Below are 11467 nucleotides of genomic sequence, written 5' to 3'. Positions count from 1 at the left end.
CACTACGCTCAACTGACCACTACCGGATGACTTGGAAACCAAACAACCGAGTCTCCATCAAACCCAGGGCGGTTCACTTGCCGATCAGGCCCGCCACGTATACAACCTCATCGCGTAGATCAGCCGGAACCAACTCCGTCGCAGCTCTCCGGGTCGATGGCGCGCCGATGAGGATGTAGAACGCCAGCACCGGCGCCAGCAGGAAGAGCAGCAGCGCTTCGACCACCGTTGCGGCCACGTCGAACACTCCAGAGGCAAGTTCGGTGAGACGTTGCTGGTTGTCGGTCTCCGAGAACCAGTTACGAATCGTGTCGAAACCGGGCATCTCGATGCTCACACCTAAACGGTCGGCGAGCTCCTGAACCGCCACCGTCACTTGATCGACGATGACCGGTACTTCTTCGGTCAACGCCACAGCCTGACTGCGAATGATCGGGATGACCAGGAATCCAACCGCGGTCAATACCGACACGAGGAGGAGATACGAGACACAGGACCCGAACGCCCGATGAATGCGACGCTGTTCAAGGCGATTGACGAGCGGATTGAGGATGTAGACGATGGCGACGGCGAACACCACCGGCGACCAGATGATGCGTATCTGAATGAGCAACCACGTGAACAGGGCGAGTACGGCGAACCCGCCGAGGCCCGCCCAGATCACAACGCCTGCATTTCGGATTCGCTCATACGGCGTCGGGGAGGAGGTCATGCGTCTTTGACCACCAGTGTTGCCCCACTCGTTACCGTCACGATGTAGCCATCCCCCGTTCCCGGCGACGCCCATTCGCCGTCACCACCGGTCCAGTTGGCCGGTACCGTTACCTCAGTGCCGGACACTCGCATTGCCACTCCCGCAGGAAGATCCAGTGCGAACCTGCCGTCCACGATGATTTCGACCTCGGCCACCGGTTCCGGGAGGAGAACGTCACCGGCTCCCGCCAATCGTAGAGAAGCAATCCTCCCGCCGCTCAGATCTGCCTCCATCTCACCCGCCTCGAGATCGACGCTCCAAAAAGCGTCGGCGCTGAGCCGCACCCTCCATCCTCTGGCAAGGAACCAGGTCTCCGGGTCTCGTTCGTCGATCGTGACCTGGGCGCGGGCACCGTCGACCCGTTCCAGGCCACGGGGGGCCGGAGTCGAGCCTCCTTTTCTGATCGTCTGCACCTCATACAGGTACGAGGAATCCGAGAAGAAGACCAACAACTCGCCCCCCGTGACCACCGTCATCCTCGCTTCGCCTACGCCGGCGACCGCAGGCCCATTGAAGTCCGCCGCCGCCGAGGGCAAGACACTCCACTCAGCCAGGTGCAGTGCAATCGTCGAGCCGAGCCACGACAGCACGAGCAGCGGCACTACGGCAGCCAACCGCGACCATTGCCCGCGGTGAAAGGGGTACAAAGCAGCAGCAACCAACATCACGAGGATGAGCCCCGGCCAGAACGAGATGAGGTCGAGGAGCAATGAGCGTGGGAACACCCCACCGACGACGCCCACCCCCGTCACAACCAGAGCGAAGGCGACCATGATCCAGGCCCAGATCGGCCAGACGCTGGAGAACCGCCTGCCCGTTTGGTCGGTCACGGAACGTAGCTCGTCCCGAGGACGACCACGATGTCAGCCAATGGGTCTGCGCTCGGGTTCGCCAGTACCTCCCCATCGGGAAACTGCGCAGCCAATGTGTACGCCTCTGCTGCGAACCCCTGTGCGAACAGGATTTGCGTTGCGCTCAGTAGCGGCGTCGTATTGTCCGGTTCGAGGGTCTGGTAACCGAGACTCGCCAGCCCGGCGCTCGCCGAAGCAGCCAGTCCACTCTTGCCCGTCGTGTTGCGTACTAGAACGGTCACATCGGCAGGAGCTCGTTCGGGTGGTGCCGTGGTCGATGTGGGGGCAGGCGCGGTGGACGTTGTCGTCGTGGGCAAGGTGGGGAACGTTGAGGATATGGTCGAACCGAGTACCGACGAAGGCACTTCGGTGGTGGAGGTGCTTTGAGGGACGGACGATTGAGCCGACTCCTCACCACCGTCGAACCATCCCGGCAGGTAGGTGATCAGCAGCCAGACCGCACCAAAGAACACCACAGCAGCCACTAATAGACGCACTGAAAACGACGAGAGCTCACGGGTAAACCGCCCGTACCCGGGCGCAGCATGCTTGCCCATCTAGAGGTCTTCTCCCTCTACTGCAGTCATCTCTACCTTTTTCGTCGTGGCCGACCGCTGCAGCCGCCGAACCGTCAACGGATCGTACAAGGCAGCCTCCGGATCGTCGCTGAGCCGCCTGAGCACCCGGTAGTACTGAGTGGCGCTGATATCCAGATGTTCCTTGATGGCGCGGTCCTTCGGCCCGGGAATCAACCACCAGGAACGTTCGAAGTCGAGAATTGCTTGATCGCGCGCTGAAAGAGCCACTGCAAGAAGAGAGGCTATCCCGGCGTCAGCAAAACCGGGGTATTTCGGCTGTTGTGGCCCACTTTTCAACAATCAACCCCCGGTGGCTTGCCAGGCGCGGCGGGCAAGGAGATACGACCCGGCGTTGATGGCAGCATGGGTGAGCCACGGTGCCGCCACGCTGTCCGACCGCTCTCGCAGGGCCGTGAAGCCGAATCCCGACAATCCGGTGATCACAGCACCGGAGAGGGCCGCAATGCAGCGCTCTCGGATCGAGGCAGATCGGCCGTTCCTGATCCCCATTCCCGGATAGCCGCGAAAGGTGGGGAGAAGGTGCCAGGCGCCGAAGGCGGCGGAGCCGACCAGCCGGGCTGTATGCGCACCGGCGCGGCGCCTCCACAACCCGTCGAGTACGCCGCGAAATGCCACCTCTTCGAAAAGCGCGGTCCCCAGAGGGAAACGGACGAGGGATCGATAGGCTGCGCCTCCCGACTCGTGGCCGCGCGCCCGCTCGTCCAGCAGCCATCGGTCGAGAAGCCTGGTCGAGGATGCAGCGATGAAGGCGGCGCCGAGCGCAGCCGCCACGGTGCCACCCAGACGCAGCCCGTCACCCAGTTGTGCCTCTCCGAGTCCAATCGCGTCGAGGGGCATCCCGGAATTGCGTGCGAAGGCCACGAGACCAGCGGTCACCACCAGGTTGGCCGGCACATACGCATTTTCCGGGATGACCAGATTCTGAACGAGGTTGTAGGCGGCCAGAGCGCCGACCACCGTCACTTCCGGTCCGACGGGTGTCATAAGTCGAGGATACGCCCGCAACGTTGCACCAGGACATCCGCGGTCAGGTTTCCCGCAGGCAATCGCCTACACCTTCGCCACATCTCGGTGACCTGCCGAACGTTTACTCGAGGTCCATTGCCTTCTCCGGCGTCAGCATCTCGTAGAACTCGATCCAGGAGTCCACGGTGAGAGCCCGCAGCCGGGCACCGAGCTCGACCGCTTCGGGAATCGAGGGCTCACTGCGACCGTACGGCGACCGGATGACATCGTCGGTCCACTGCATGTAGACGACGTCGGTTTCGCCGGGCAGCGTCGTGCCGTTGAAGTAGACCGTCACCTCGGAACGCCGACCGGCCTCGTGATACAACTCACCGATGCGGGCCGCGATCGTGGCCGCCTCACGAGCCGTTCGGGGATTCACCTCGTAGACCCGTCGTATGACATACATAGTGCACTCCTCGGTATGGGAAACCGACGCTACTCGCACGATGCTCCCTATGTTGGGAGAGAACGGCATAGCCGACACCCAGCCGACCCCACTCCAGGGGAGTTAGTTGACCTGCGTCACCTCTCAATCCCCTGACCCTTCTGATAGTTTGAGGTGGCCCGACAGATGAGGGAGGACCATGGCGTTGTCGAGGATGATTACTGCTGCCCAGGGCGTGGCGGTACCGCCGTTTCGGACATGGTTCGGCTTGACCCGGCACATCACTGTTGCGGGGCTGGCCGGGCTGGTGACCGGGATGTTGGTGGGAGGTGGGGGTGGTCGGTTGTTCATGCGGATTGCCGGGGCGGCTGCCGCGGATTCCGCTCAGGGTGCCACTACGGAAGCGGGGTTCACCGTGGGGCAGATCACCCTGGATGGCACTCTGGGTTTGGTGATCTTCGTCGGGGTTTTCGTGGGGGTAATGGGAGCGGTCATGTACCTGGTCTTTCGTCCCTGGTTGGCCTGGTCGGGCCGGTGGCGAGGGGTGGTGTTTGGGCTGCTGCTGTTCTCGGTGGGTAGCGCAACGTCCGACGTGCTGAACCCCGACAATATCGACTTTCTCATCCTCGGCAACGAAGTCCTGGTGGTGGGGACGATCGTCGCGTTGTTCGTCGGGTTTGGTGCGTTCATGGAGTGGATGTTCGGGATACTGAACCGCGGGCTGCCCACCGCTGAGGGTTCCGCCCGATGGGCCTACGCCCTTCTGTCTGTCCTCGGTGCCGGGTTGGCCGGGCTGACCGCCCCGTTCCTGCTGTTCTCCAGGCAGGCGTGCGACTGCGATCCGCCGGTCATCGCATCAGCATTCGTGGTTGTGACCGCGGTGGGTACCGTTCTGTACTGGTGGCAGGCGATACGACCCAACCGTCTCTCTACAGCCGTGACCACTCTGGGCTTCGCCGGAGTGATAGGCGCCACGATCTTCGGGTTGATCCGTGCGGTATCGGACGCCATCGAGGTGATCAGCTAGCAGGGCAACTCGCACGGCGGTCGACCTATGCCGGGAGAGCCGAGCTCCGGCGTGCCCTTCTGGTGTGCTCGGCTGACTGTGCGTTTCTGTCAGACATATCTAGTGATATGCGGGGCGGGGGCCTTTATCGCGAGACTTGAATCTGATAATCTGATCATATGCCAGATATCACAGCCACCGAGGCAGCTCGGCACTTCGCCGATTTACTCGACGGGGTCGAACACCGCGGCGAGCACTACACAATCGTTCGCCGGGGCAAGGCGGTCGCGCATCTCGAGCCGACTACCACAGGGCGTGGCGTCGATGTCAAGGCGCTGCTACGCCGGCACCGGCCCGATGCGGCGTGGTCGACCGAACTGACCGACCTCCGAGGACTGTTGGAGATCGAAGACCGGGCATGAGTCTGCTCCTTCTCGACACGACGTTCCTGATCGATGCCGAGCGAGGCGGTGTGAACCTCGACGAAGCCATTGATGACGACGACGACGTGGCCATCGCCGCCGTTACCGTCGCCGAACTGCTCGTGGGAGTGGAGCTCGCCTCTGGCAAGCGACGGAATGCCCGCCAGGGCTACGTCGAGGACATCCTTGAGTCGATTCCCATCATCGCCTACGACCGCAATGTGGCGGTCGAACACGCTGGACTCCTCGTCGCCGTCCGCGGCCAGGGCCGTCCCCGCGGCGCACACGACTTGCTGATCGCGGCAACCGCCCGCGCCACACACCGGACGATCGTCACCGCCGATCAGCAAGCATTCAGCAACCTTCCCGGTGTCGCCGCCATTAGCCATCGCTAACACGCTAGGTGCCGACCTCGCTCAACTGGAGGTCTCTCGACGGAGCCGGGTGTCGGAATCGAACCGACGACCACTTCTTTACAAGGGAGCGGCCGGCTACTTCGCTGACCTGGGCAAATACTCGGAAAGGCGGTCTGACCTGGGATTTCACCCTTCAGCGTTGTGCGGCACTTCTCACCGTTCTTCGACCTCTCACGGACCCCGGACGGACCCAGCCGACGGAATCCGGACGGCAATCCCCTAGACGCCCAGCGACCGTCGCCGGCGTTTGTGGCCGTCGCAACACTCCCCTGTCCTCCGCCGCAACCGAATCACCCGATGGCGATTTCTGGCTCGTTGCAGCCGCGTCACCTCTGCTACGGATCCACGACCTGGACTTGTGAGATTGGAGAGTCCGCCATAGGGATCGTCATGAGAAGCCTTCGGATGATCCGGTCAGCGATCAGATCTAGCCGCGTGGACCGCTTCGGCTCTGAATACAGCCAACCCCAGAGATAGCCGAGTCGGGCGTCCAGCGCCCTGGCGAGCGAGTCCAGTACAACAAACACCAGGGTCACAAACAGCGGTAGGCCGCCGAGGGTTTTCAAGATCGGGGCGACGAACGCGCAAAGGGCTGCGGCTGGGACGGCAATGGCGAGATGGCGCTGCGCCCGTAGCCACCGAACATGCTCCGTGCGAGAGATCCATTCCGCCACCGATGCCGCATGTGGAGCGACGCTCATGACATCGCTGAAACCGCCCGGCCGGGGTATCGCCGGCGGTTCTGTGGGCTCCCACGACGGGATCGGGCCGGTGATCGTGGTCGCAGCGAAACGTTCAGCTGCGCTGGGCCTGTGGCCGCCGTCTTTGTCCATCTGTTTCTCCAATCGTGCTGTCGGTCAGCCGCCGAGGCCAATCAAGAGAGGCAGCGTATTCAACGCGGCCAGGAGTAGTGCCAATCCGATGACTATCCAGACGACAATCGTGATCCATCGATCGAGTTCTTCGTTGTGAGGGTTCGCCGGGGGGGCAGCTTCGCCGAGTTGGGCCCGATGAGCGCGCCGCGTGTTCGCAGAGAAGACCAGACCCACGGCAGGTAACACAACGAGGGTCACCGTGTGCAACAGGCCCATCAGCATGAGCAGCCCTGCAACTCTCCAGGATTCATATCCGAGCCACGCCGCTAGATCCTGGGTGGTCCCTGGGGAATCGATCGGAGTCGAATACTGCAATGTCATGAACGTGAAAGCACCGAAGATCAGGTAGTAGGCAATATCGATCAGCGTGAGGAATCCGCGACCTGTCGAAGGACCCAAACGGAAGATGTCGCTCTCGAATGCGTTGCCGAAACGCCGAATGGCCGGACCCAGCACCAGCACGAGCGCAATCATGACTCCTGTAACCAGGACCTCAAGAGTCCAGAACGGCATTACCAAAGCCCCATCGATCTGGTCGACCGCGAGCGCCAAGTACAGGGCGATGAACCCGCAGGCGGCTACAACTGACATAGCGATGCGGCGCACCCGTTTGTGGTGTGCTGCGTCCTCTTGGATTGATCTGGAGACCTTGGAAAAGAGGTCAGGGCTCGGCTGGTATAGATCAGCTGTGCGGAACGCGGCAGTGAGTTTCTCTTCGATCGTCATCGCACATCCCCGACTGTTCCCCGAAGAGACGCCAAACCTCGCCGGCAATGTGTCTTGACCGAGTTGGTTGAAATGCTCAGCACATCTGCGATCTCCCGCTCTGAAAGTTCCAGATAGAACCGAAGAAGAATGCAGTCGCGTTGTCGTGGCGAAAGGGCTCGCACCTCATCGAGCAACAATCTCTGTTCTTCATTGAGGGCGAGCCTGTCTTCGGGTGCTTCAGGCACGGTCCCGACGGGGATTGCCTCTTGGTGTCGCAACGACATCAGGCCGCGTCGGTTGTGATCACGCGCCAAATTGATAACGATCGACCGGAGATAAGGGGCCGCCTTGTCCTGATCGTGTATTCGGTGAGCCGACTTGTGTAAACGGATGAACGCTTCCTGGACGAGATCTTCGGCGGCATTGCGATCGTCGGTGAAGAGACGGGCCAACCGCACCAAAGCGACACCCTCCAACTCAAACAACTGAGCAACCAGCGCATCACGGTCAACACCGACTGCGACCGCGGCTACATCCCGGGTCTGCTCGATTGCCATGAACAGCCACCGAACCGTGGTCCCCCTCAGACTCCCGGCAAACGACGCGGCAATCATGCGGCCTCTGTCTGACCTGCGTCCTCTTCCATACGTTGGGACAACCCGAGTAGACGACCAACGATAGGGAGGCTCAACACGTTGCCACCGTGAAGGACTCCCATCAACAGCAGCATCCCGCCGAGGCGAACCGTCTCCCCACGGAGTTGATCAGCGCCGACAGTGTCGGCCCACCCGGTGTCCGGTTCGAAATGGGTCGTGAAGAGAATGAATGCAGTGAAAATGAGGTAGTACGCCACATCCATCAACACGATGTAACTCTTTCCTGTTCTCGGATTAGCACGAAACACATCCGCCGCATAACTACGACCAAACCTCTTGATGAGGGGCCCAAGAGCCAGCAATGCGCCGATGAGCGCACCAACCGTTATCACTTCCAGAATCCACCAGTCCATTTGGTCTCCTCTCGACCTGATCCTGCCAGACGAACGACCATCGTCAACAGACTCGCCGTCCTAATGTTGTCGGCCGTTTCGCGAAACTCGCCAAGCACCTGACCCACCGAGTCAGACGGCGTGGTATCGCCCCCAAAAAGACCTTCCCTCCTTTGGAGCGTCACCTCATACAGACGAACAAAGGACAGGTTTGGGTGACAGACCAAACAGAATCGGCAGTCTGGAGAGTCGGTTCGCCGATATCAGGGGTCACACACATGCCCCGTGCGAGAGTCCCAGAGCGGCACATCCCGTCTATCCCAGGCCGACTCGGCCGAGCCGGCAGCTCAGCTGATCGTGTGGGAGCGACCTCACCAGCGCGGGTTCGACCCTGCTCTCATCCACCTCGGGTTCTTCGGAAAAAGGGGATCCTACTGTCACCGGGACTGCCCATATGTTCGTCTGTATCAGTGTTCCTCGAAAAAGGAGAAGAGAGATGAGGAAACTGGTAGGGATGGTGATTCTTGCTGTATCAATGGTGGCGCTGGCGCTTCCGGCGGCCGCCACCCATACTCACGTGAGGCTGACAGGCAACGGGAGCTGCGTTGTGCTCGCCGCCAATGGCAGGGAAAACGCGGTCCAGCTTCCACATGCGGACGGACTTGATACGAGGCGGCATCCGCTTCATGTCAACGTTCATCTTGGTGCGCCGGGCACGCGGCAGGGAGAGACGGTGGTGTGGGTGCAAGGAACCCCGGGCGATCTTGGAAACTGCGGAGGATATGTGAACGACTGAAATGCAGGTCTGGATCCCGGGTCACGAGTCGCGGGATCCAGACCTGAGTCCAGTAATGCGCTCTTCTCCCAGTCGCGGTAGGCAGGCTGGCGCCTGATAGACGGTGAAGGCTTCGTGAGAAAGGAGGGTCCATGACTCTGCACCGGACGCCCCGACAACCGGTGGCCCGACCGTTTGACACGCTGTCTGGATTGGCGCGTCACATCACGGTGGCCGGGGTCGCCGGTCTCATCACCGGGTTGCTCGTCGGAGGTTTGGGGGGACGGTTGTTCATGCGGATCGCTGGGGCCGCCGCCCCTGACCTTGCCCAAGGAAGGACCACCGAAGCAGGGTTCACCGTCGGGGAGATCACTTTGGGCGGGACGATGGGGTTGGTTGTCTTCGTCGGGATATTCGTGGGGATAGTCGGGGCAGCCCTTCTTCTCATCTTCCGTCCCTGGCTGGCATGGGCGGGCCGGTGGCGAGGTTTCGCCTACGGTGTGTTGTTGTTTGCGGTGGGCAGCGCAATGTCAGATGTGATGAACCCCAACAACATCGACTTCTTCATTCTCGGCAACGAGGTACTGGTGGTGGGAATGATTGTCGCCTTGTTCGTCGGTTTCGGCGTCTTCATGGAGTGGCTGTTCGGAATCCTGGATCGTCGTCTCCCTGCCGTCGAAGGTTCGGCCCGGTGGGCCTATGCCTTCCTGGCGGTCCTCGGTGCTGGTGCAGGTGGTCTGACCACCCCGTTCCTGTTGTTCAACCGGCAGGCATGCGACTGTGACCCGCCCTTCGTTGCGGCCACATTCGTGATCGTGGCTGCGGTCGGTACAGCGCTGTCGTGGTGGAACACTGTGCATCCCAGCCGATGGTGGACGGTGGCGGTCGCTTTCGGCCTGACCGGTGTCACCGGCGCAGCCGTCTTCGGGTTGATCCGTGCCTTCTCGGACGCCATCGAGATAATCAGCTAGCACGCCGACCCGGACACGACGTACTCCGCTAGGTCGCAAACACACCGACCTGCGCCGGCAACTAACCCAAAAGCCCACCTTTCACATGTCCGGCGTGATACCAGCCGATACCGGTCAGTTCGACGACCGTGTCGCCCATCACCCATTGCAGTAGACGTAGCTGGTCGAGACCGGCCACCGGTAGCTGCTCAACGGGTTTCGGCCCTTCGGCGAGCAGGCGCAGGGTTTCGGTCAGAGGGGCGGACGGTTCAATACAGAACATGGTCGCGAAGCTATCGGCTAAGTGTGACCTGGCCGCTCAGCGACCACCAACCGCAGGGATGGCACCCACAGCAGGGCAGGTCACCCGTCACAGCCGAACGGCTGTGGCGATTTCTGGGGGCGGCCTAGATCGAGTCGAAGAAGTCGGGGAGAACCTCGACATCCTCCACGATCCGCTTCGTGACCTCTACCCCCAGGCCATACTCTTTGAGGAGGTCACACAACTCGTCGCCACCGATGAGATCGACCGGTGGAGCGCCGTCCCTGGTGGCCTCCGTCTTCGCTGCCGGTGTGAACGTGCCGGCGGTTATCACCAAGCCCTTTTCACCACGGCCCGTCATGGCACCCCGGAAATCTCGGACGACACCGGCTGGAACACTCCCGGCATACCGTTTGCATTGGAAGTATGTGGGGAAACTCACCAACGACACCTTGTAGACGCCGACACGCCAGCCCTACGCCTTCGAGACGGTAGCGGTCGTTCCTGACCGCCCGACTCCGAGCCAGGAGAACGCCGACTCCCTCTTGGCGACCGAGCAGCGGTACCTTCTCGATCCCATCCATCCGCAGCTGTTCGCTCTCGAGCCTGGCGACGCCGACAGCTTCATAGCCTTTGTTGAGCACCTTGGCATGATGGAGCTTCTTCGATGGATCGCCGATACCGAGCTGTTCAACAGCGAAGCTTGGCGCCCTGTCATTGGCGCCTACGAGGTGCTCGGGATCCGACGGATTTGGGAGAAGTATCTGATCGATGCCTGGACGGACGCTGAAACCGTCCGCATCTGCCGCGAAGACAGGCGTCGCCTGATGCGACTGTTCGAAGATACTGCTCGGTTCGATTATGCACCGCCGCCGCAGCCCTCATCATCGAACTCGGTGAACATGATTCATTGCAGGTTGAACTCCGACTGCACGAAGAGACCGGTCGGATCTTCGAGAGACCAAAGCACATTTTCAGTCGAGCGTGGTTCGAACTGCTCGAAGGACTGATCGACCGATCGCAGATACCCCGACTGTGCCGATACTGCCAGAACCCTTTCATCCCCGAGAGATCAGACCAGCAGTATTGCCCGGGAAGCTCGAAACCCGGACCGATCGACTGTCAACGAAAAGGAACCGAACGACAACGACGGCGGGAACCACGGCGCCGGGAATACGACCGCATGTACAAACGATGGAAACGCGGAACCATCACCCGGGAGCAGTTCGACGATTGGGTCAAGAACAACCCACGGCGGCGGAAAGCGAAGGAGACCTCATGGGTGGCACACATCCGCAAGCACCCAAACACTGGTAAGTAGCAGGTCCGCTATGTCGATCCGGCGCGCAAGGAGCGGTCCCGAACGTTCAGTCGCAAGGTTGATGCCGAGGCATTGACCACGCTCATTGAAACTCCCCAGACCTGCTCACTGAAATTCCCCACCTCCTGAGAGGGAATACCCACTGTT

At 61.3% G+C, this 11467-nt stretch carries 17 protein-coding genes and 1 pseudogene; 6 read left to right on the top strand and 12 right to left on the bottom strand.

Annotation, left to right across the window (positions count from 1 at the left end; genetic code table 11):
* Window positions 1-73: 73 nt before the first annotated feature.
* The 6 genes from P1T08_17200 to P1T08_17175 all read right to left on the bottom strand — a co-directional run bounded on the left by P1T08_17200 (window position 74) and on the right by P1T08_17175 (window position 3618).
* Window positions 74-712 carry an AI-2E family transporter gene (locus P1T08_17200; protein MDF1597819.1) on the bottom strand — a complete coding sequence of 213 codons (639 nt, stop codon included), beginning with the start codon at window positions 710-712 and terminating at the stop codon, window positions 74-76.
* The gene (locus tag P1T08_17195) at window positions 709-1584 is read right to left on the bottom strand and encodes a hypothetical protein (GenBank protein MDF1597818.1); all 876 of its coding nucleotides are present in this window, start codon (window positions 1582-1584) and stop codon (window positions 709-711) included. Before P1T08_17195 ends, P1T08_17200 begins: the two co-directional genes overlap by 4 nt.
* On the bottom strand, window positions 1581-2162 hold the full coding sequence (locus P1T08_17190; protein MDF1597817.1) for a LytR C-terminal domain-containing protein: 582 nt from the start codon (window positions 2160-2162) through the stop codon (window positions 1581-1583). Before P1T08_17190 ends, P1T08_17195 begins: the two co-directional genes overlap by 4 nt.
* On the bottom strand, window positions 2163-2411 hold the full coding sequence (locus P1T08_17185; protein MDF1597816.1) for a DUF3263 domain-containing protein: 249 nt from the start codon (window positions 2409-2411) through the stop codon (window positions 2163-2165).
* A gap of 72 nt (window positions 2412-2483) precedes the next feature.
* Window positions 2484-3188 carry a CPBP family intramembrane metalloprotease gene (locus P1T08_17180; protein ID MDF1597815.1) on the bottom strand — a complete coding sequence of 235 codons (705 nt, stop codon included), beginning with the start codon at window positions 3186-3188 and terminating at the stop codon, window positions 2484-2486.
* 103 nt (window positions 3189-3291) lie between these two features.
* Window positions 3292-3618 (bottom strand): hypothetical protein, encoded by a 327-nt coding sequence (locus P1T08_17175; protein ID MDF1597814.1) that lies wholly within the window; start codon window positions 3616-3618, stop codon window positions 3292-3294.
* Window positions 3619-3796: 178 nt separating this feature from the next.
* Here P1T08_17175 and P1T08_17170 point away from each other — a divergent pair, with 178 nt between their 5' ends.
* The 3 genes from P1T08_17170 to P1T08_17160 all read left to right on the top strand — a co-directional run bounded on the left by P1T08_17170 (window position 3797) and on the right by P1T08_17160 (window position 5420).
* Window positions 3797-4624, top strand: coding sequence for a hypothetical protein (locus P1T08_17170; GenBank protein ID MDF1597813.1), 828 nt, complete (start codon window positions 3797-3799; stop codon window positions 4622-4624).
* Between the two features lie 158 nt (window positions 4625-4782).
* Entirely contained in the window at window positions 4783-5025 is a 243-nt protein-coding gene (locus tag P1T08_17165) for a type II toxin-antitoxin system prevent-host-death family antitoxin (protein MDF1597812.1), read from the top strand.
* On the top strand, window positions 5022-5420 hold the full coding sequence (locus P1T08_17160) for a PIN domain-containing protein (GenBank protein ID MDF1597811.1): 399 nt from the start codon (window positions 5022-5024) through the stop codon (window positions 5418-5420). The genes P1T08_17165 and P1T08_17160 overlap by 4 nt, the downstream gene beginning before the upstream one ends.
* Before the next feature lie 356 nt (window positions 5421-5776).
* Here P1T08_17160 and P1T08_17155 read toward each other — a convergent pair whose 3' ends face one another.
* Genes P1T08_17155 through P1T08_17140 form a run of 4 tightly spaced genes read right to left on the bottom strand, consistent with a single transcriptional unit; the run spans window position 5777 to window position 8033 of the window.
* Window positions 5777-6274 carry a hypothetical protein gene (locus tag P1T08_17155; GenBank protein ID MDF1597810.1) on the bottom strand — a complete coding sequence of 166 codons (498 nt, stop codon included), beginning with the start codon at window positions 6272-6274 and terminating at the stop codon, window positions 5777-5779.
* Between the two features lie 24 nt (window positions 6275-6298).
* Window positions 6299-7042 carry a hypothetical protein gene (locus tag P1T08_17150; GenBank protein ID MDF1597809.1) on the bottom strand — a complete coding sequence of 248 codons (744 nt, stop codon included), beginning with the start codon at window positions 7040-7042 and terminating at the stop codon, window positions 6299-6301.
* A complete protein-coding gene (locus tag P1T08_17145) occupies window positions 7039-7581 on the bottom strand; it encodes a sigma-70 family RNA polymerase sigma factor (GenBank protein ID MDF1597808.1) in 543 nt (180 codons plus the stop codon). Before P1T08_17145 ends, P1T08_17150 begins: the two co-directional genes overlap by 4 nt.
* Window positions 7582-7634: 53 nt before the next feature.
* Complete coding sequence (locus P1T08_17140; protein MDF1597807.1) at window positions 7635-8033, bottom strand: hypothetical protein; 399 nt, start codon at window positions 8031-8033, stop codon at window positions 7635-7637.
* A gap of 475 nt (window positions 8034-8508) precedes the next feature.
* Between P1T08_17140 and P1T08_17135 the strand changes: the two genes are divergently transcribed.
* Together P1T08_17135 and P1T08_17130 are read left to right on the top strand one after the other, a co-directional pair.
* Window positions 8509-8808 carry a hypothetical protein gene (locus P1T08_17135; GenBank protein ID MDF1597806.1) on the top strand — a complete coding sequence of 100 codons (300 nt, stop codon included), beginning with the start codon at window positions 8509-8511 and terminating at the stop codon, window positions 8806-8808.
* Between the two features lie 131 nt (window positions 8809-8939).
* Complete coding sequence (locus P1T08_17130; protein MDF1597805.1) at window positions 8940-9758, top strand: hypothetical protein; 819 nt, start codon at window positions 8940-8942, stop codon at window positions 9756-9758.
* A 61-nt stretch (window positions 9759-9819) separates the two neighbouring features.
* Here P1T08_17130 and P1T08_17125 read toward each other — a convergent pair whose 3' ends face one another.
* Window positions 9820-10020 carry a hypothetical protein gene (locus P1T08_17125; protein ID MDF1597804.1) on the bottom strand — a complete coding sequence of 67 codons (201 nt, stop codon included), beginning with the start codon at window positions 10018-10020 and terminating at the stop codon, window positions 9820-9822.
* A 124-nt stretch (window positions 10021-10144) separates the two neighbouring features.
* Window positions 10145-10465: pseudogene (locus P1T08_17120) on the bottom strand (restriction endonuclease).
* 79 nt (window positions 10466-10544) lie between these two features.
* Between P1T08_17120 and P1T08_17115 the strand changes: the two are divergent.
* A complete protein-coding gene (locus tag P1T08_17115; GenBank protein MDF1597803.1) occupies window positions 10545-11009 on the top strand; it encodes a hypothetical protein in 465 nt (154 codons plus the stop codon).
* Window positions 11010-11467: the final 458 nt, after the last annotated feature.

This window comes from Acidimicrobiia bacterium, from assembly GCA_029210695.1.
Lineage (GTDB): Bacteria > Actinomycetota > Acidimicrobiia > Spongiisociales > JAHEDJ01 > JAHEDJ01.
This window is presented reverse-complemented; position numbering and strand designations above follow the sequence as displayed.